This window comes from Micromonospora humidisoli (assembly GCF_016900955.1).
Classification (GTDB): domain Bacteria; phylum Actinomycetota; class Actinomycetes; order Mycobacteriales; family Micromonosporaceae; genus Micromonospora; species Micromonospora wenchangensis.
Genome location: NZ_JAFEUO010000001.1, coordinates 78,350 through 96,843, shown reverse-complemented (window position 1 = coordinate 96,843; position 18,494 = coordinate 78,350). Strand labels below are relative to the sequence as shown.

Genomic DNA, 18,494 nt, shown 5'->3' with positions numbered 1-18,494 from the left:
CGTTATATTCCCAGGGTGACTACCGAGACCGGGACCAACATCCACAGCACCGCGGGCAAGCTGGCGGACCTGGAGCGCCGGGTCGACGAGGCGCTGCACGCGGGCGCACGCGGCGTCGAGAAGCAGCACGCGCGGGGCAAGAAGACCGCCCGGGAGCGGATCGACATGCTCCTGGACGAGGGCTCCTTCGTCGAGTTGGACGAGTTCGCCAGGCACCGGTCCACCAACTTCGGGCTGGACCGCACCCGCCCGTACGGCGACGGGGTGGTCACCGGCTACGGCACCGTCGACGGCCGGCAGGTCTGTGTCTTCGCGCAGGACTTCACGGTCTTCGGCGGCTCCCTCGGCGAGGTCTTCGGCGGAAAGATCGTCAAGGTGATGGAGCTGGCCATGAAGATCGGCTGCCCGGTGGTCGGGATCAACGACTCCGGCGGGGCACGCATCCAGGAGGGTGTCGTCTCGCTCGGCCTCTACGGCGAGATCTTCTTCCGCAACGTCCGGGCCAGCGGGGTCATCCCGCAGATCTCCCTGATCATGGGCCCGTGCGCGGGCGGCGCGGTCTACTCCCCGGCGGTCACCGACTTCACCGTGATGGTCGACCAGACCTCGCACATGTTCATCACCGGCCCGGACGTCATCAAGACGGTCACCGGCGAGGACGTCGCGATGGAGGAGCTGGGCGGCGCGCGTACCCACAACACCCGCAGCGGCAACGCCCACTACCTGGCCACCGACGAGGACGACGCGGTCGACTACGTCAAGGCGCTGCTGTCCTACCTGCCGTCGAACAACCTCGACGAGCCGGTGGTCCTCGACGCGCCCGCCGACCTCGACGTCACCGACGCCGACCGGGAACTCGACACGCTGATCCCCGACTCGGCCAACCAGCCGTACGACATCCACCGGGTCATCGAGCACGTCCTCGACGACGGCGAGTTCCTGGAGGTCCAGCCGCTCTACGCGCAGAACATCGTGGTCGGCTACGGCCGGGTGGAGGGCCGCCCGGTGGGAGTGGTCGCCAACCAGCCGATGCACTTCGCCGGCACCCTGGACATCGCCGCCTCCGAGAAGGCCGCCCGGTTCGTGCGCACCTGCGACGCGTTCAACATCCCGGTGCTGACCTTCGTGGACGTTCCCGGGTTCCTGCCCGGCACCGGTCAGGAGTGGGACGGCATCATCCGCCGGGGCGCGAAGCTGCTCTACGCGTACGCCGAGGCCACCGTCCCGAAGGTCACCGTGATCACCCGCAAGGCGTACGGCGGGGCGTACGACGTGATGGGCTCCAAGCACCTCGGGGCGGACCTGAACTTCGCCTGGCCGACGGCGCAGATCGCGGTGATGGGCGCGCAGGGCGCGGTAAACATCCTCTACCGGCAGGAACTGGCCGCCGCCGAGGACCCGGCCGCCGTTCGCGCCGAGCGGATCGCCGAGTACGAGGACACCCTGGCCAACCCGTACGTCGCCGCCGAACGCGGGTACGTCGACGCGGTGATCCCGCCGCACGAGACCCGCACCCAGATCGTCCGGGCGCTGCGGGTGCTGCGGACCAAGCGGGAGACGTTGCCGCCGAAGAAGCACGGCAACATCCCGCTGTAGCCGCAGGTCGGCACGTCCCGGCGCATCAGCAGGGGGTGTCAGCGGCCGGGCAGAGGCGTTTCGCGGCCCGGTCGGCCAATGCCATCAGGTCGGCCTGGCCCATCCCCGGCCCGGCGCCGTCGACCCGGTCGGCGACCGTGTCCGGGGCGGGCACCACCACGGTGACCAGGTCACCGACCCGGACCACCAGGGTGGTGTCGACGCTCGCCGCCGCGCCGACCGGTTTCCCGCCGGTCCGCGCCCGGGGCTGCGACGCGACGTGCCGCAGCAGCACCGACTGGTCACCGGCGAAGTCCCGCGCCGACGGCTCCCAACGGTGTTCCTGCTCGGTGGCCACCGGCTGCTGGTCGGCGGCGAGCGTGGACGCGTCGAGGGTCCACTCGGCGCAGGCGTTGAGCAGCCGGTCGATCTCGCCGAACAGCCACCGCCCCCGGGCCAGCTCGATGCGGTAGACGTCCTGGCTGAGCACGGGCGTGGCCGGCTGGCCGGCCCGGGTCGTCGGGCGGAGCAGGGTCTGCGACCGGGAGGCGCGGGACACCGACAGTTGGGCGTCGACGTCGCGTTCCCGCCCACACGATTCGAGCAGCGGATCGATCCGGACGGCCTCCCCCAGGCCGGTGTCGCCGAGCCGCTCGCCGGTCTTCGTGGGCAGGTCGGCGGGGGACAGCAGGGCGTCGAGGGGGATCTCCGTCCGAACCGGGGCCGACCCGGGGGCCGCGACCGGGGCGGTGGGCGTCGCCGGCCCGGTGGGCCGTTCCCGTACCGCCACGGCGGCACCGGCCAGCACGACGAGCATCGTCACCGTCGACAGCACCGCCGTACGACGGCTGCGGCGGCGGGCGCGGGCCCGCAGCTCCGCCGGCTCGGGCCAGCGGACCTCGCGCAGGTCCCGGTGCAGCCGGTCGACGAAGGTCAGCTCCTCACTCATCGGACCTCCTCCAGGTCGCCACCGGCGAGCAGCCCGGCGAGCGCGGCACGCCCCCGGGAGAGCCGGGCCTTGACCGTGCCCACCGGGGCGGCGGTCTCCCGGGCCACCTCGGCCACGGGCATGCCGAGCAGGTAGTAGAGGGCGAGCGCGGTGCGCTGCTCCTCGGGCAGTTGCCGCAGGGCGGCGACCACCTCCAGGGTTTCGGTGCCGGGGCCGGGCACGCTCTCGGTCGTCACCCCGTGCCGCAGGTAGGCGCGGGCCCGGCTGCGCAGGCTGCGCCACCTGCTCACCGCGATCCGGGAGGCCACCACGCGTACCCAGGCTTCCGGGTCGTCGTAGCCACTCACCGTCGACCAGCGTTGCCAGGCCCGGATGTACGCCTCCTGCACGGCGTCCTGCGCCTCGGCCAGGTTGCCGGTGAGCGCGTAGACGAACCCGAGCAGCCGTTGCCGGCTACCCCGGTAGAACTCGTCGAAGCCGTCGACGTCCGGCACCCTGGTTACCTCCCCCGTGGCGGTCAGAGGTGACACGCGTGCCGCGCCCCGGTGGGTTGCGTGCTCAGCCGGTCATTCTGCCCGGTCGAGCAGGTCGGTCAGCTCGGCAAGCGGGAAGGTGCCGGCGGGAAGGCGGTCCCGGGCCAGCCGCCGGACCGCCGTCTGCACGGCGGCGTTGGCCGGCGTGGGCACCCCGAGCCGTCGGCCGAGCAGCACGATCTCGCCGTTGAGGTGGTCGACCTCGGTGGTGCCGGCCGCCCGGGTCAGGCTCTGCCAGGTGGAGCTGCCGCTGCGCGGTTGCCCGTCGACCGGCCGGGTGCCGACCCGGTCCCCGCGTTCGGTGCGTTCCTCCTCGTCGGTGGGGTGGGCGATGCCCGCGGCGGCGAGCACGGCGGCCCCCTCGGCCCGGACCCGGTCGAGCAGCCAGTCCGGCAGGCCGGCGCCGAACAGGGCCTGCACCCCGTTGCCGAGGTTGTTGAGCAGCTTGCCGTACTTCCACCGCATCACGTCGTCGCGGACGGGGGCGAGGAAACCGGCGGCGGTCAGGTCCGCCGCCACCGCCGCGTCGATCTCGTCGGCACCGCCCGGGTAACGACCCACGTGCAACATCCCCGGGTACGGGTGGCCGCTGGCGATCACCACGCCCGGGTCGAGGTGGGTGGCCGGCAGCCACACGCAGACCGGATGGACGTGCGCGAACAGTCGTAGCGCGGTGGGCTCGTTGGCCACTCCGTTCTGCGCGGTGAACAGGGGCAGCCGCTGTCCCGCCGTACCGCCGCCGGCGACCGGGGCGTCCGCCCAGGTGTCCAGGGCCGCCCAGGTGTGCTGCGACTTGACCGTCAGCACCAGCACGGTGTCGGCGGGCAGCGGCTCGGGCCCCGGCCCGTCGGTGGCCGGCCCCCGCCAGGTCACCGCCCGGTCGGGGGTACGCAGGGTGAGCCCGTCACGCCGGATCGCCGCCAGGTGCGGTCCGCGCGCCACCAGCGTCACGTCCCGGCCGGCCTCCCCCAGCAGTACGCCGATGGTGCCGCCGACCGCGCCCGCTCCGATGATCAGGTATCGCACCCGACCGATTCTGCCCGCATCCGCCCAGGTAGGCGACCCGACGTCGGGGTGCCACCGGTCACCCGGGCCCGGCCGGCCCGCCCCCGCTCGGGGCGGGATGCCCGCCCGCCGGTCAGAGCGGGACATCCCGTCGCTGAGTCAGAGCGGGATGCCCCGTTCAGAGCGGGATGCCGGCCTCGGCGAGCAGCGGGCCAGCGAGCAGGACCGCGCCGACGGCGAGGGCGAACAGGTTGACCAGCCCGAAGACGACCACCCAGAGCAGCGCCGGGAAGGGCGTCAGGTGGGCCAACTGGTCGGCGTCGGACTCGGGCATCCGGCCCCGGCTGCGCAGCCGTTGCAGCTCGAAGACCGGCCGGACGCCGCCGAACAGCAGGAACCAGACCGAGGTCCAGGCGAACACGGCCTGCACCTGCGCGGTGGCGTACCAGGAGACGACGAGCACCACCCCACCGGTGACCAGCAGGGAGAGCACCCCGAAGACGTTGCGGACGAGCAGCAGCATGGCGAGCAGCAGCGCGACCGCGACCCAGAGCAGCAGGGTGATCCGGTTGCCGCCGAGCAGCCAGGCACCGCCCAGGCCGACCAGCGAGGGCGCGACGTATCCGGCGAGCAGGGTGAGGATCATGCCGGGGCCGGTGGGGCGGCCGGCGCTGAGGGTGAGGCCGGAGGTGTCCGAGTGCAGCCGGATGCCGTGCAGCCGCCGTCCGGTGAGCAGCGCCGCCAGGGCGTGACCGCCCTCGTGGGCGATGGTCACCGCGTTGCGGGCGACCCGCCAGGACGACCGGACCGCGACGACCACCAGAGCGGCCATGGCGGTGAGCACCACCAGCAGGGGCGGCGGGTCGGGTTGGGCGCTGAACAGCCGGTCCCAGAGATCGCCCAGCCCGTCGATCGACACCATGGCCGGGGAGCCTACCCGGCCGGATCGTGTCGCTCGACGGTCGTCGCCTCGTATCGTGTGAAACTGACCGGCGGCGAGCGGAGCGGGAGGTGAGGGCCGGTGAGCGCGGCTCCCCTGGAACACCACGTCGGCCTCTGGACCGAGGCCGACTACCTCGCCATGGGCGACACCCCCAACCGGATCGAACTGCTCGACGGGAGCCTGATCGTGAGCCCTGCTCCGAGCAAGCGGCACCAGTTGGTGTCGTGGAGCCTTGTCGACAGTCTTCGGCCAGCCGCCCGGCCTCTCGGTCTGCTGGTGTTCGAGGCGGTGAACGTGCGGCTCGGGGTGGACCGGATCGTCATTCCCGACGTGGTGGTCGCCGACACCGACGACGAGGGCACGGTGGTCGAGGCTGGTGAGGTCGCGCTGGTCTGCGAGATCGTCTCCCCGGGCAACGCCGCCGCCGACCGTCTGGTCAAGATGCAGCTCTACGCGATCGCCGGCATCCCGTGGTACCTACTGGTCGAGCAGGACGGTGACGCCCACTCGTTGCGGCTCCACCGGCTCGACGGCACGCACTACGTGGAGGACCAGGTCGCGAAGGCTGGCGAGACGCTGACCCTGGCTGAGCCGTTCCGTTGGCAGCTCGACCCGGCCGCGCTGCGCTGAGCCGATCGGCTACCTGATACCGCCGCTGGCCTGCCCTGACCGGTTCGGATCACCAGACGTCGACCCGACCCTTGTCGATGAAAGTTTCCTTAGGCCCCCTTGCGATCAAGGGCAGGAATCTCCAAAGATTGGCGTCAATCGATTGGCGTCCCTGGAGGAATCCATGACCCGTACCAGATTCTCGTTGCGCCGGCTGTTCGCCGCCGGTCTCACCGTGGCCGCCACCGCGGCCACGGCCCTCGTCGCCACGGCCGGACCCGCGGCCGCCGCCACCACCGCCGGCGTCGACGTCTCCCACTACCAGGGCTCCATCAACTGGACCAGCGCCCGCAACGCCGGAATCGAGTTCGCCTTCATCAAGGCCACCGAGGGTACGAGCTACAAGGACCCCAACTTCAACACCAACTACGTCAACGCCTACAACGCCGGGGTGATCCGGGGCGCGTACCACTTCGCCCGGCCGAACATCTCCTCCGGCGCAACCCAGGCCAACTACCTCGCCAGCAACGGCGGGGCCTGGTCGGCGGACAGCCGCACCCTGCCGGCCGCGCTCGACGTCGAGGCCAACCCCTACAGCGGTGGCACCTGCTATGGGCTGACCACCACCGGGATGCGCAACTGGATCCAGGACTTCCTCAACACCTACCGCTCCCGCACCGGCCGGTACGCGGTCATCTACACCACCACGAGCTGGTGGAACCAGTGCACCGGCAGCTGGACGGGCCCGTGGGCCAACCACCCGCTCTGGGTGGCCCGCTGGGCGAGCTCGGTGGGCACCCTGCCCGCCGGCGCCTCGGTCTGGAGCTTCTGGCAGTACACCAGCACCGGCAGCGTCTCCGGGATCAGCGGCAACGTCGACCGCAACTACTGGAACGGCACCCGGGCCCGGCTGGTCGCGCTCGCGAACAACACCTGACCGCCCCCGCCACCGGCTCGGCGGCAGCGGGACCGGTCATCACCGTACGGTCGATGGCTGGTCCGGCTGCCGCCGTCGCCGGGCCGTGGACCCGTCGGCTCAGGCGCTCTTCCGGCTGGTCAACGGCATGGTCACGGCATCCGTGGCGGTAGCCGTCGCGGACCGTCGGCTCAGCCGCCAGGCGGCGAGGACGGCGGCGGCGACCGTCACGACGGCGATCGACACGACCAGCGCGGCCACGCCGGCGCTGAGCAGCAGCAGGACGACATCGCCGAGGGCGACGAGCATCCACAGTGCCAGTCTCGGCCGGGCGTCCCTGCGTCGGTAACTCATCTCGCTACCTCCTTCCGTCGTCCCGGGTCAGATACCCCGTACGACGGAAAGTCATGCGAAACGATTTCACCCCCAGCGGGAATCCCCGGGGATCAGTTCCTCCGGTCCGGCACGAACCGGCTGGTGATCAGGGCGAAGTTGTCCAGGTTGGCGTTCCAGTCCTTCGCCGCCACCTCCCACCGGATCGCGTACCCCCGGTTGGTGGCGGTGACGAAGCCCCGGTTGCGGACGTGGATGCGGGTGTTGTCCCGGGTCTCCAGCCAGTCCCAGTCCGCGCAGGTGCGGTAGCCGCCACACGCCTTGATGTCGATGTACTGGTAGTTGCTGACGAAATTCCTCCGGTCCGGTTCCTTGCTCTTCCAGTCGGCGACCGCGTCCTTGAGCGGGCTGGACGTCCACTGGATGAACAGCTCCCGCACCCCGTTCGGCTCGGTGATGACGACCGCATCGGAACGGACGCTGCGTCGCCAGCCCTTCGGCACCGGCACGCTGAACGTCGGCCCCTGGTACATCTCCCAACCCTCCGGCAGCGCGTTCGGGTCGGTGGAGGGGCTGGCCGACGGCGTCGGGCTGGGCGCGGCGCTGGTCGGGGGCGGAGCCGCCGGAGCCGACGTCGGGGCGGCAGAGGAGGCGGCGGCACTCGTCGGGTCGGCGCCCTGCGGGGTGCCGTTCTCCGGGTCGTCCGAGCGGGTGAGCAGCGGGACGGCCAGCGCCAAGCCCACCAGCAGCACCGCGACCAGCGCGCCGATCAGCAGGTTACGGCGCTTGTGGTCCGGCGGCGTCCCGTCGTACACCGGGACGGGGGCGACCCCGGCGGCCCCGGCGGGCGGGCTGACCGGCGCGTCGAGCACGGCGGTGGGGTTGGCCGGCGGGGGCGGGTCTTCCCGGCCGGCACGGACCGGTGGGTCGATCATGCTGGTCGGCGCGGCGTCCGCGTCGGCCGGTGCGACAGCCTCGCCGGTCGACCCGGCGTCCTCGGCGGCCGACCCGGCCTCTGCGCCGGTCGCCGGAGCGTCGGCCGAATCCGCCGGGCCGGGCGGCGCGGCGTCGGCACCGGCCGGCGGGGTGACCTTCGTGGTGGGCCCGGCGTCCACCCCGGCCGGCACCACCGCGGTGGCGTCCGCACCCACGGTCGACGCCCCGGTGACGACCGTCGGCTCCGCCGCGCCACCAGTCGTGGTGGCACCGCCCGCCGTGACCCGAGTGGCGTCGCTGTCGTTCGCGGCGCTGTCCGCCGCCGCCTTCGCGGCTGCTGCCTTCGCGGCTGCGGTGCCGGTGGCGGCTCCCGCTGCGGCGGCCAGGGACGACGAGGTCTTCGCGCCGGTCCCGCCCTGCGCCGGGCGGGGCGCCGGCACCACCGGGGTACGCGGCTCACGTGGACCGTTCGGCCCCGGTCGGCGTACCCCGTCGAGCAGGGAGATGCCCCTGGCCCGCTTGCCGGCGGCGCGGCGCAGCATACGCTCGGCCACCTCGGCGGTGATCCGCTCGGTCGGGTCCTTGCGGAGCAGGCCGGTCAGCACCGGCTTCAACGGGCCGGCGTTGCGGGCCGGCGGCAGCGGCTCCGTGGCCAGCGCGGCCAGGGTGCCGATCGCCGACGGCCTGGCGTACGGCGACTTGCCCTCCACCGCCGCGTAGAGCGTCGCCCCCAACGACCAGAGGTCGGCCTCCGGCCCGGCGGTGCCGTCCCGGGCCCGCTCCGGCGCGATGTACGCGGGCGAACCGAGCACCATGCCGGTGCGGGTGACGTTCGGGTCGCCGGGAATGGTGGCCAGTCCGAAATCGGTCAGCACCACCCGGCCGTCGGTGCCGAGCAGCACGTTGCCCGGCTTGACGTCCCGGTGCATGACGCCGGCCTTGTGGGCGGCCTTCAACGCGCCCAGCACGCCCAGCCCGATCTCCACCGCGCGGGCCGGCGGCACCGGGCCGTCCTCGGCGAGGGTGTCCTGCAACGACTTCGACGCCACGTACTCCATGACGATCCACGGGTCACCGTCGGTGCGCAGCACGTCGAAGATGCGGACCACGTTGACGTGGTTGAGCCGCGCGATCGCCCGCGCCTCACGCAACGACCGCTCCCGCATCTCGCGGCGCTCGTCGTCGGTCAGGCTGGGCGGCGGGACGAGTTCCTTGATGGCGACGTCCCGGTGCAGCACCTCGTCACGGGCCTTCCAGACCCGGCCCATGCCGCCCTGACCGAGCGGCGAGAGCAGCCGGTACCGGTCAGCGACGAGTTGGGAAGGCACGTCAGACATCGGTGAGACGGTACCCGGCCCCACCAACGCGTACACCGCCGGCACGCCACTGTGCGACGTGGGTCAACTTGTCGACGCGTACCCTGGCGTCATGTCTGCCGAAGAGCCGCTGTTCCGGGTCGTCCGGGGAGTCCCGACCGCCGAGGAACTGGCCGCGCTGGTGGGCGCGATCGCGCTCCGTTCCCGGCCGGCGGGTCCGCCCCCGCCGGTGACGAAATCCACGTGGGCGCACCGCGCCCGGCCGGCCGGCGCAGCCCCCGCACCCGGTCGCGGTGCCTGGCGCGTCTCCGGCCTGCCCCGCTGACGCTCTCCCCCACCGCGCGGTCCGTCCCCGCTACCCGGCTCGGGGCTGCCGAGATCGACGCCTTGCCACTAATCTCACCCTGGGAGACGGCGTCGTGACAGTCGGGAGGGCCAGTGATCCCAGAGGAGGGCCGCCCAGCTTCCGGGGTGGGTGACTATGGCGGCATCGAGGCCGACATCCGGCAGATGCGGGAGTTCGCCGACCGCCTCCAGGACGAGGTCGACCGGAACTACACGCCGCACCTGCGCTACATCGCCGACGACATGACCGCCGCCGTGCCCAACCCGTGCGACGCCTTCATCGAACTGGTGCACTTCCTCCAGGCGCACTGGGAGACCCAGCAGGCCACCTCCGATCTGGTGCACGGGCTCGCCGGCAACACCGGCCGGCTGGCCGCCGCCGCCCACCGGATCGCCGCCGACTACCAGGGTTCCGACGCGTTCGCCGACGCCCGGGTGGCCGACGTCGAACGCGCCCTGCACGACCCGCGGATCGCCGCCTCCACCCTGCCCACCGACCGTCCCTCGTGGACGACCCCCGAACCCAACAGTCCGGAGAACCCGGGCCCCGTGGTGCTGCCGTGATCGAACGGGGCAGCGGCCGGACGTCCGGCCTCACCGACTGGCAACTGATGGACGTGCTCAGCATGTGGGCGTGCCTCCAGGACCAGGACACGCCGGGGCACTGGAAACACGTCGCCGGCTGGCGCAAGGTCTGCGAACTCGCCCAGAACCACCTGCGGGAACTCCGGCGGTACCGCGCCGGCCTCGCCGAGGCGTGGCCACCGGCGACGAACGCCGCCGCCAGGACGTACCTCGGAGAACTGGACGAGTTGATCAGCAAGGTGCAGCGCACCCACGACACGGCCGCCGCCAACCACGACGCCCTCGCCGCCGTCGCCCGCGCCATCGACAGCACCAGGCCGGAACTCAAGCGGATACGCGACGACTACGCCGAGAAACTCGCGCGCAAGCGTGGTTACGAGGCGACGCTTGCCGACCCCAGGGCGGCGGCGGGCAGCCGGGTGGTGGACCCGCCGGTGACCGATGCGGACCTGGAACGGCTCAACGTGCAGGCACGGGGGTTGATGTTCGGGCTCAGCGGTGAACTCCAACAAGCCCAAACCATGCTCCAAAAACCCCCTGTTACACGACCAGGCCATCGCATCGAGCAAACCGGCTCTGATCCTTACGGCAGCCAGGCTCCAACCGTTCCGCCGATTATGCCCTTTCCGATTGCGACTTCGCCGAATTCGAATCAGCAATCAAAGCAGCTTAGGTCGCCACAAACGACAAAGCCCCCAACAGTTGGACCAATCATCGGTGATGGACCGATCCTCGGAGGGGCGGGGTCAAGCTCGCCGCCATCCACAATCACTCCCACACCAAACACGCCATCGACATCCAATGCCGGCATGAGGACACCGCCCATCCCCCCGCCAACATCCATTACGCGAGCACTAAACCCATCAAATCGGACCAGCTTTTGGAACAACAGCGGTTTTGACACTTCCCCGAAAGGACGGTCCATACACCCTGCACCTAGCGGATCAATAGGCGGAGCGCCGGGCTACGGAGTCGGACAACCCGGAGAAACCCCGACTCGAAGGGTCAATCCTATCGGGGGAGTGATCGGCGGAGGAGCTGCCGGCACTGCACCGTCTGGGGCCGCTGGATCTCGACCTGGAACCGGACGCATTTCACAACCCCCAACGATAAATGGCCTTTCACCAATAGGCGGTGCACCTGGGGCGGGATCCGCATCAGGGTTAGGGGGTGGCATCAGGAACCCCCACAATACGGAGAAGAGGCAGTGGGATCCCGACCACCCGTGGGACATGGACCGTGGAGTCGCTCCTATCATGCTCCCACCCGAAGATGATGGGCCAATTGATCCTGGGCCCGCAATCGGCCTTCCCCGGTGAACCGAGCACTAAGAGCGTCGAGACGCCTCTCTAGACTCACAACCATCTCACTGGCGTGCGTTTCCCTAGCTTCCCCTTCGATATTCGTCGAGAACGCCCCACACGATGGCTCAGAACGTGTGCGCAGCGACCAATGGCACCTAAACTATCTTCGAGCGCAAGATGCTCATGCGCTGAATCGCGGCAAAGGCGTGGTCGTGGCGGTTCCCGACACAGGAGTCGATCCACACATCGATCTACGCGACAATCTTCTCCCAGGATTGGATATCATTCCGGGGGGCCGAGGGGATGGCAAGAAAGACAGCAATGGCCACGGCACATGCATGGCAGGGCTGATCGCCGCCCACGGGAGAGCGGGCGGAATCGGAGCGCTGGGCATAGCACCGGAAGCCAAGATACTGCCAATTTTTGACACTCCAGCAAACGGCTTCGGCGAGCCAGACGATCTAGCCAACAGCATTGATTACGCCACGCGAAATGACGTCGACATAATTAGCATATCGGCCGTCAGCTCACCTACCGAAAAACTGCAACGCGCGATTTCCGCCGCCAGGGCCGCAGACATCGTAATAGTTGCAGGGGTTGGAAACACCCCTCGCGATAGCCGCGTTAGCTATCCAGCCTCCGCAGAGGGAGTGCTAGCAGTTGGCGGAATCGATCGCAGCGGAAAGCACGCAAAGGTATCAGCGACTGGACCTGAGTTGGATTTGGTCGCACCGGCGGTGGACATCTACAGCACCAGCATCAACGGCAAATACCGCAAGGGCACCGGGACGTCCGATGCCACCGCCATTGTGGCTGGGGCGGCGGCGTTGGTCCGGTCGAAGTACCCCTACCTCCCCGCCGCCGAGGTCGTCCACCGGCTCACCGCGACCGCTGTCGACAAGGGTCCACCCGGCCGGGACGACGAATACGGCTACGGCGTCATCGATCTGGTGGCCGCGCTTACCGCCGACGTACCGCCGCTGGGTTTCGAGGGTGCGACGGTGACCCCGCCGAGCGGTGCGACGAGCGCCGCCGCCCAGCCGGCCGGCGACGGTGGTGACGGGGGTGCGGTCGTGCGGGGGTGGGTCACGTTGGGGGTGATCGTGGCGGCCGGCGGTGGGTTCCTGGTGTGGCGTCGACGTGGACGTGCCGACGACCCGCCGCCGAGAATCAGCCGGTAGCGTCGGGCCCGTGTCGAACTCCGTGCCGCTCCGTCTCGTGCTCGCCTCGCAGAGCCCCGCCCGCCGCAAGTTGCTCCAGGCTGCCGGGATCGAACCCGACGTGCTGGTCAGCGGCGTCGACGAATCCCTGGTGGTCGCGGAACGGGCCGAGGACCTGTGTCTGGAGTTGGCCCGGCGCAAGGCGCAGGCCGTCGCCGGGCGGCTGCGTTCCACTCCGGACGAGCGGACGCTCGTGTTGGGCTGTGACTCGGTGCTCGCGTTCGACGGTGAGATCCTCGGCAAGCCGGCGGACGCGGCCGACGCTACCCGCCGTTGGGAGCGGATGCGCGGACGTAGCGGGGTGCTGCACACCGGGCACTACCTGGTCGACGTGGGGCACGAATCACGGGTCGGGGCGGTGGCCTCGACGATCGTGCACTTCGCCGACGTCACCGATGCGGAGATCGCGGCGTACGTGGCCACGGGCGAGCCGTTGGCGGTGGCCGGCGCGTTCACCATCGACGGGTTGGGTGGGGCGTTCCTGACCGGGATCGAGGGTGATCCGGGCACGGTGGTCGGGTTGTCGTTGCCGCTGCTCCGCCGGCTCCTGCACGATCTGGGGCTGAGCGTCACGGACCTGTGGACGAAGGTCGCGCCGGGCGCCCAGGAGGTCCGGCCGCTCGGCTAACGTCCGGTCATGACCACGAAGCCGTTGCCGCTGACGCCGGAACTACAGGCCTACATCGTCGCCCATGGTTCTCCACCTGACGAGATCATCCGTGACCTGGCGGAGGAGACGCGGGCGGTGCTGCCGGCACACGCCGAGATGCAGGTGGCGCCGGAGCAGGCCGCGTTCCTCACCTTCCTGACCCGGCTGCTGGGGGTCCGGCAGGCCGTCGAGGTGGGCACGTTCACCGGGCTGTCGTCGTTGGCGATCGCCCGGGGGCTGCCCGAGGACGGCCGGTTGACCTGCTTCGACATCTCCGAGGAGTTCACCGGCATCGCGCGGTCGTACTGGCAGCGGGCGGGGGTGGCCGAGAAGATCGAGCTGCGGATCGGCCCGGCCGCCGAGACGCTACGGGAGTTGCCGCACGAGCGTCACCTGGACTTCGCCTTCATCGACGCCGACAAGGTCGGCTATCCGGTGTACTGGGCGGAACTGGTGCCCAGGATGCGGGCCGGCGGGGTGATCGCGGTCGACAACACGCTGCGCGCCGGCCGGGTGCTCGCGCCGCGCGACGAGGCCGACCGGGCGATCGCCGCCTTCAACGACGAGGTGCTTGCCGACGTACGCGTCGACGCGGTTCTGCTGCCCCTCGCCGACGGCGTCACCCTCGCCCGGGTGCGTTGACCGGCCGGTCGGGGGAACCCGGCACGATCGACTCCCCTGGGCCGATGTTGCGGTATCCACCTCGCACCGATACCGCTACGTCGGCGACATAAAGTCGATCACCTCCCCGGAACGGGGCACCGGTCCGACGCGACGGGCGCGTGACCGGGCCCCGCCCGGGGCGGAGACACGTCAGCGGACGCTGCGGGCGAACTGGCGGGCCGCCCAGTAGACGCCGGCGGCGGCGAGCACCGCGATGATGGCCAGCCCCTGCCAGACCTTGTCGTTGCCGAGGTCACCGGCGAACAGCGCCCTGGTGCCGTCGACCGCCCAGGAGAACGGGTTCCACTCGGCGACCCCCTGAAGCCAGCCGGGGGCGAAGGTCAGCGGTAGCAGGATGCCGGAGAGTAGCAGCACCGGCTGGGCCACGGTGTTCATCAGCGGGGCGAGCGCGTCCTCGCTCTTGACCTTGAGTGCGACGCCGTACGAGACGGCCGAGGTCATCAGCGCGATCAGGGCCAGCAGCAGGTACGCCAGCAGCAGGTCGCCGATGAAGACCCGCAGATCGAACAGGAGCGCCAGCAGGGTGATGATGACCGCCTGCGTGAGCAGCGAGACGACGTCGCGCAGGGAGCGGCCGAGCAGCAGGGCGAGCCGGCTGATCGGGGTGACCCGGGACCGCTCGATGACGCCGGCGCGCAGCTCGGCGATCAGGCCGAAGCCCTGGAACAGCCCGCCGAAGATGGCCAGCAGCACCAGCAGGCCGGGGACGAAGATCTTGTAGGCGGCGGCCTGGGTGGGCGCGTTCAGGGCCGGCTTGAGCAGCGGGGCGAAGAGCAGCAGGTACATCACCGGCTGGAAGACGCCGACGAAGACCCAGACCGGGTTGCGCAGCAGCAGTTGCAGTTGGCGTTGGAAGATCAGCCAGGTGTCGCGGGCGAATTTCATCCGTGGTCTCCGGTGTCTCAGGACTCGCGCAGCGAGCGGCCGGTCTTGGTGAGGAAGACGTCGTCGAGGCTGGGGCGGTGCAGCTCGATGGAGCTCATGGCCAGCCCGGCGTGGTCGAGCCGGCGCAGGATCTGCGGGATGGCGGTGGCGCCCTCGTCGACGTAGAGGCGCAGCCCACCCTCGTCGGTGGTCTCCAGCTTGTTGAGGTATTCCTCGCCGTCGAGGAGTTGGGCGGCCTGCGGGGTGCTCGCCAGGTCCAGGCCGACGAACACCACGTCCCCGGAGATCTCCCGCTTCAGCTCGGCGGGGGTACCCTCGGCGACCACCTCGCCGTGGTCCATGATCGCGATCCGGTCGCAGAGCGCGTCGGCCTCGTCGAGGTAGTGGGTGGTGATGAAGACGGTCATCCCCTCGGTACGCAGCCGGCGGATCTCGTCCCACATGTGCGCGCGGCTCTGCGGGTCGAGGCCGGTGGTCGGCTCGTCCAGAAAGACGATCTTCGGCTCGTGGATGATGCCGAGGGCGATCTCCACCCGTCGCCGCTGACCCCCCGAGTAGGTCTTGCACTTGCGGTCGGCGTACTCGGTGAGCTGGAAGGCCTCCAGGGCGCGGACGGCGCGGCGGTGTGCTTCGGCCTTGCCGATGCCGTACATCCGGGCGTGCAGGACGAGTTCCTCGCGGGCGGTGCTCTCGTCCCAGGTGCTGCCGCCCTGGGCGACGTAGCCGATCCGGCGGCGCACCTCGGCCGGGTCCTTGCGCAGGTCGGCGCCCGCGATGGTGGCCTCACCGCCGTCCGGCTCGATGAGCGTGGCGAGCATTCGCAGGGTGGTGGTCTTGCCGGCGCCGTTGGGGCCGAGGAAGCCGAAGATCTCCCCCGCCTTGACCTGAAGGTTCACCCCCCGGACGGCGTCGACCGTTTTCGTCTCCCGACCTTGCCGGGAGCGGAACGACTTCCGCAGCCCCCTGGTCTCGATCATTTCTGCTCCTGGTCGTCCGGGCCGGGTCGTGCCGGCCGCTCTCTGCCCCGAGGCACCGTGCGGCGCACTCCCCACCATCGGGTCGGGAGCAGGCTAACGCGATATAACTTCTATGGTCAACTTTGATTATTACTTTTCCGGTCGGACGGCGAACCACCATCGGTCCAGCCGGGCCAGACGTCCGCCCCCGCCAGCCCAGCAGGCAGGTACGACACCCCCGAGTCGATCCGGTCGGCGATCCGCCCGCACCACGCCATCTCCGCCTCGGCCCGGGCCAACCACAGCTCGAACATCCAGGCCACGTGCACCGGCCTGCTGTTGCGTGCCCAGTCGGAGTCCAACGAGGCACGCATCCACTCGACACCGGCACGCAGCAGGTTCGCCCGGTTGCGCAGCGCCGCCGCCGCCTCCTCGCGGGGCATCGCCGGCAGGAACGAGAAGGCCGCCGCGAACGGGTCCGGCACCTCGTGCAGCTGCCACCACTGCGCCCGCAGCAACGTCTCGAACTCCTCGTCCCCCTTGGGCGTCACCTCGTACGTGGTACGCGCCGGACGGGCCCCGACCTGCTCGGTCGCGACCGTCCGCAACAGCCCCTCCTCGGCCAGCTTGCGCAACGCGTGGTAGATCGAGCCGGGCTGCACGTTCGCCCACTTGTCGGCACCCCAGCTCAACAGCTCGCGGCGCACGTCGTAGCCGTGCACGGGCTGCATCCACCGGACCAGCCCCAGGATCATCATCCGAGTCGCAGACACCGCACAAGCGTAATAGCCAAGTTTGACTAACCCATCGGGCCACAGTGCGACATCCCACACTGAATGATCGTTAGGGGGCCTCCGGGCTGCCGATACACTCCCGAGGCAACGACCCCGGGAGGAGCACCAGGTGCGCAAGGTACTCATCGCGAACCGTGGCGAGATCGCCGTCCGCGTCATCCGGGCCTGTCGCGACGCCGGTCTGGGCAGCGTCGCCGTCTACGCCGACTCCGACCGGGACGCCCTGCACGCCACCCTCGCCGACGAGGCGTACGCCCTGGGCGGCGACACCGCCGCCGACAGCTACCTGCGCACCGACAAGCTGATCGAGGTGGCCCGGCGGGCCGGTGCGGACGCCGTACACCCGGGTTACGGCTTCCTCTCCGAGAACGCCGACTTCGCCCAGGCCGTGCTGGACGCGGGCCTGACCTGGATCGGCCCGACCCCGCAGGCGATCCGCGACCTCGGCGACAAGGTCACCGCCCGGCACATCGCCCAGCGGGCCGGCGCACCCCTGGTCCCCGGCACCGCCGACCCGGTCGCCGACGCCGACGAGGTGACCGCCTTCGCCGTCGACCACGGCCTGCCGGTCGCCATCAAGGCCGCCTTCGGCGGGGGTGGGCGGGGCCTCAAGGTGGCCCGCACCCTGGAGGAGATCCCGCACCTGTTCGAGTCGGCCACCCGGGAGGCGGTCGCCGCGTTCGGGCGTGGCGAGTGCTTCGTCGAGCGCTACCTCGACCAGCCCCGGCACGTCGAGGCGCAGGTCCTGGCCGACCGGCACGGCAACGTCATCGTGGTCGGCACCCGGGACTGCTCCCTGCAACGCCGGCACCAGAAGCTGGTCGAGGAGGCCCCCGCGCCGTTCCTCACCGACGCGCAGCGCCGGCAGATCCACGACAGCGCCAAGGCGATCTGCCGGGAGGCCGGCTACCACGGCGCCGGCACGGTGGAATACCTGGTCGGCGTGGACGGCACCATCTCCTTCCTGGAGGTCAACACCCGGCTCCAGGTGGAACACCCGGTCACCGAGGAGACCGCCGGCGTCGACCTCGTCCGCGAGCAGTTCCGGATCGCCGACGGCGAGAAGCTGCGGCTCACCGCGGACCCGACCCCCCGTGGGCACGCCATCGAGTTCCGGATCAACGGCGAGGACCCGGGCCGCAACTTCCTGCCCGCCCCCGGCACCATCACCGCGCTGCGCCTGCCCAGCGGCCCCGGAGTCCGGGTCGACACCGGGGTGAGCGCGGGCGACGTGATCGGTGGCAACTTCGACTCGCTGCTGGCCAAGGTGATCGTCACCGGCGAGACCCGCGCCGAGGCGATCGAGCGGGCCCGCCGGGTGCTCGACGAGATGGTCGTCGAGGGGATGGCCACCGCGCTGCCGTTCCACCGCCTCGTCGTCCGCGACCCGGCGTTCACCGCCGAGCCGTTCACCGTGCACACCCGGTGGATCGAGACCGAGTTCGACAACACCGTCCCGGCGTTCACCCCGACCGCCGCCCCCGCCGAGACGGCGGCGGCACGCGAGACCGTCGTGGTCGAGGTGGGCGGCAAGCGGCTGGAGGTCACCCTCCCCGCCGGCCTCACCGGGGGTACGACCACCGCCGCCCCCGCTGCCCGCCGGCCGGCCCGTCGCGGCAGCGGCACCGGCACGGGTACGGCGGTCAGCGGCGACGCGCTCACCTCCCCCATGCAGGGCACCATCGTCAAGATCGCCGTCACGGACGGGGACACCGTCGCCGAGGGGGACCTGGTGGTCGTCCTGGAGGCGATGAAGATGGAGCAGCCGTTGCACGCCCACAAGGCGGGCACGGTCGCCGGGCTCGCCGCCGAGGTCGGTGCGGTGCTCACCGCCGGAGCGGCGATCTGCACCATCTCCTGAGCCGCTTCACGACCCCGCCGTCGGTTCCGTCCTTTCGCCGTACCCCCTGGTGGGGCCGACGGATCCCCGGTCTCCCACCGCCGGACGGCTCCCGCA

General features: G+C 70.9%; 18 protein-coding genes. 9 read left to right on the top strand and 9 right to left on the bottom strand.

Annotated features, from left to right (window positions below):
* Positions 1 to 15: 15 nt before the first annotated feature.
* Positions 16 to 1,596, top strand: a complete 1,581-nt coding sequence (locus JQN84_RS00425) for an acyl-CoA carboxylase subunit beta (RefSeq protein WP_204956430.1) — start codon at positions 16 to 18, stop codon at positions 1,594 to 1,596.
* Positions 1,597 to 1,621: 25 nt separating this feature from the next.
* Here JQN84_RS00425 and JQN84_RS00420 read toward each other — a convergent pair whose 3' ends face one another.
* The 4 genes from JQN84_RS00420 to JQN84_RS00405 all read right to left on the bottom strand — a co-directional run bounded on the left by JQN84_RS00420 (position 1,622) and on the right by JQN84_RS00405 (position 4,984).
* Positions 1,622 to 2,524 carry a hypothetical protein gene (locus tag JQN84_RS00420; protein WP_204956429.1) on the bottom strand — a complete coding sequence of 301 codons (903 nt, stop codon included), beginning with the start codon at positions 2,522 to 2,524 and terminating at the stop codon, positions 1,622 to 1,624.
* On the bottom strand, positions 2,521 to 3,018 hold the full coding sequence (locus JQN84_RS00415; RefSeq protein ID WP_145917901.1) for a SigE family RNA polymerase sigma factor: 498 nt from the start codon (positions 3,016 to 3,018) through the stop codon (positions 2,521 to 2,523). Before JQN84_RS00415 ends, JQN84_RS00420 begins: the two co-directional genes overlap by 4 nt.
* 72 nt (positions 3,019 to 3,090) lie before the next feature.
* The gene (locus JQN84_RS00410; protein ID WP_307820927.1) at positions 3,091 to 4,083 is read right to left on the bottom strand and encodes a ketopantoate reductase family protein; all 993 of its coding nucleotides are present in this window, start codon (positions 4,081 to 4,083) and stop codon (positions 3,091 to 3,093) included.
* Positions 4,084 to 4,240: 157 nt separating this feature from the next.
* The gene (locus tag JQN84_RS00405) at positions 4,241 to 4,984 is read right to left on the bottom strand and encodes a M50 family metallopeptidase (protein WP_204956427.1); all 744 of its coding nucleotides are present in this window, start codon (positions 4,982 to 4,984) and stop codon (positions 4,241 to 4,243) included.
* A 99-nt stretch (positions 4,985 to 5,083) separates the two neighbouring features.
* On the opposite strand from JQN84_RS00405, the gene JQN84_RS00400 reads away from it, so the two are divergent.
* Together JQN84_RS00400 and JQN84_RS00395 are read left to right on the top strand one after the other, a co-directional pair.
* Positions 5,084 to 5,635 carry a Uma2 family endonuclease gene (locus JQN84_RS00400; protein ID WP_281900545.1) on the top strand — a complete coding sequence of 184 codons (552 nt, stop codon included), beginning with the start codon at positions 5,084 to 5,086 and terminating at the stop codon, positions 5,633 to 5,635.
* Between the two features lie 163 nt (positions 5,636 to 5,798).
* Positions 5,799 to 6,551 (top strand): GH25 family lysozyme, encoded by a 753-nt coding sequence (locus JQN84_RS00395; protein WP_204956426.1) that lies wholly within the window; start codon positions 5,799 to 5,801, stop codon positions 6,549 to 6,551.
* A 99-nt stretch (positions 6,552 to 6,650) separates the two neighbouring features.
* Here JQN84_RS00395 and JQN84_RS00390 read toward each other — a convergent pair whose 3' ends face one another.
* Positions 6,651 to 6,884, bottom strand: a complete 234-nt coding sequence (locus JQN84_RS00390) for a hypothetical protein (protein ID WP_204956425.1) — start codon at positions 6,882 to 6,884, stop codon at positions 6,651 to 6,653.
* Between the two features lie 92 nt (positions 6,885 to 6,976).
* On the bottom strand, positions 6,977 to 9,136 hold the full coding sequence (locus JQN84_RS00385; protein ID WP_204956424.1) for a serine/threonine-protein kinase: 2,160 nt from the start codon (positions 9,134 to 9,136) through the stop codon (positions 6,977 to 6,979).
* 91 nt (positions 9,137 to 9,227) lie between these two features.
* On the opposite strand from JQN84_RS00385, the gene JQN84_RS00380 reads away from it, so the two are divergent.
* The 5 genes from JQN84_RS00380 (at position 9,228) to JQN84_RS00360 (ending at position 13,860) form a co-directional block, all read left to right on the top strand.
* The gene (locus JQN84_RS00380; RefSeq protein WP_204956423.1) at positions 9,228 to 9,440 is read left to right on the top strand and encodes an acyl-CoA carboxylase subunit epsilon; all 213 of its coding nucleotides are present in this window, start codon (positions 9,228 to 9,230) and stop codon (positions 9,438 to 9,440) included.
* Between the two features lie 113 nt (positions 9,441 to 9,553).
* Entirely contained in the window at positions 9,554 to 10,024 is a 471-nt protein-coding gene (locus JQN84_RS00375) for a hypothetical protein (RefSeq protein ID WP_204956422.1), read from the top strand.
* A gap of 1,336 nt (positions 10,025 to 11,360) precedes the next feature.
* On the top strand, positions 11,361 to 12,530 hold the full coding sequence (locus tag JQN84_RS00370; RefSeq protein WP_204956421.1) for a S8 family serine peptidase: 1,170 nt from the start codon (positions 11,361 to 11,363) through the stop codon (positions 12,528 to 12,530).
* Between the two features lie 10 nt (positions 12,531 to 12,540).
* Positions 12,541 to 13,197 (top strand): Maf family protein, encoded by a 657-nt coding sequence (locus JQN84_RS00365; RefSeq protein ID WP_204956420.1) that lies wholly within the window; start codon positions 12,541 to 12,543, stop codon positions 13,195 to 13,197.
* A gap of 9 nt (positions 13,198 to 13,206) precedes the next feature.
* A complete protein-coding gene (locus JQN84_RS00360) occupies positions 13,207 to 13,860 on the top strand; it encodes an O-methyltransferase (protein WP_204956419.1) in 654 nt (217 codons plus the stop codon).
* Positions 13,861 to 14,031: 171 nt separating this feature from the next.
* On the opposite strand, the gene JQN84_RS00355 is transcribed toward JQN84_RS00360, so the two are convergent.
* From JQN84_RS00355 to JQN84_RS00345, 3 genes are all read right to left on the bottom strand, one after another.
* The gene (locus tag JQN84_RS00355; RefSeq protein WP_204956418.1) at positions 14,032 to 14,787 is read right to left on the bottom strand and encodes an ABC transporter permease; all 756 of its coding nucleotides are present in this window, start codon (positions 14,785 to 14,787) and stop codon (positions 14,032 to 14,034) included.
* 17 nt (positions 14,788 to 14,804) lie between these two features.
* The gene (locus tag JQN84_RS00350) at positions 14,805 to 15,764 is read right to left on the bottom strand and encodes an ATP-binding cassette domain-containing protein (RefSeq protein ID WP_204956417.1); all 960 of its coding nucleotides are present in this window, start codon (positions 15,762 to 15,764) and stop codon (positions 14,805 to 14,807) included.
* Positions 15,765 to 15,880: 116 nt separating this feature from the next.
* Positions 15,881 to 16,501: a PadR family transcriptional regulator gene (locus JQN84_RS00345; RefSeq protein WP_204957250.1), complete on the bottom strand. Its 621-nt coding sequence runs from the start codon at positions 16,499 to 16,501 to the stop codon at positions 15,881 to 15,883.
* A 145-nt stretch (positions 16,502 to 16,646) separates the two neighbouring features.
* On the opposite strand from JQN84_RS00345, the gene JQN84_RS00340 reads away from it, so the two are divergent.
* Complete coding sequence (locus tag JQN84_RS00340) at positions 16,647 to 18,398, top strand: acetyl/propionyl/methylcrotonyl-CoA carboxylase subunit alpha (RefSeq protein WP_204956416.1); 1,752 nt, start codon at positions 16,647 to 16,649, stop codon at positions 18,396 to 18,398.
* Positions 18,399 to 18,494 lie beyond the last annotated feature (96 nt).

Bases quoted from the DNA above. Each gene is read 5' to 3' on its own strand.
- JQN84_RS00420 (WP_204956429.1), bottom strand. From the start codon at position 2,524: ATGAGTGAGGAGCTGACCTTCGTCGACCGGCTGCACCGGGACCTGCGC.
- JQN84_RS00405 (WP_204956427.1), bottom strand. From the start codon at position 4,984: ATGGTGTCGATCGACGGGCTGGGCGATCTCTGGGACCGGCTGTTCAGC.
- JQN84_RS00395 (WP_204956426.1), top strand. From the start codon at position 5,799: ATGACCCGTACCAGATTCTCGTTGCGCCGGCTGTTCGCCGCCGGTCTC.
- JQN84_RS00390 (WP_204956425.1), bottom strand. From the start codon at position 6,884: ATGAGTTACCGACGCAGGGACGCCCGGCCGAGACTGGCACTGTGGATG.
- JQN84_RS00385 (WP_204956424.1), bottom strand. From the start codon at position 9,136: ATGTCTGACGTGCCTTCCCAACTCGTCGCTGACCGGTACCGGCTGCTC.
- JQN84_RS00380 (WP_204956423.1), top strand. From the start codon at position 9,228: ATGTCTGCCGAAGAGCCGCTGTTCCGGGTCGTCCGGGGAGTCCCGACC.
- JQN84_RS00360 (WP_204956419.1), top strand. From the start codon at position 13,207: ATGACCACGAAGCCGTTGCCGCTGACGCCGGAACTACAGGCCTACATC.
- JQN84_RS00355 (WP_204956418.1), bottom strand. From the start codon at position 14,787: ATGAAATTCGCCCGCGACACCTGGCTGATCTTCCAACGCCAACTGCAA.
- JQN84_RS00350 (WP_204956417.1), bottom strand. From the start codon at position 15,764: ATGATCGAGACCAGGGGGCTGCGGAAGTCGTTCCGCTCCCGGCAAGGT.
- JQN84_RS00345 (WP_204957250.1), bottom strand. From the start codon at position 16,501: ATGATGATCCTGGGGCTGGTCCGGTGGATGCAGCCCGTGCACGGCTAC.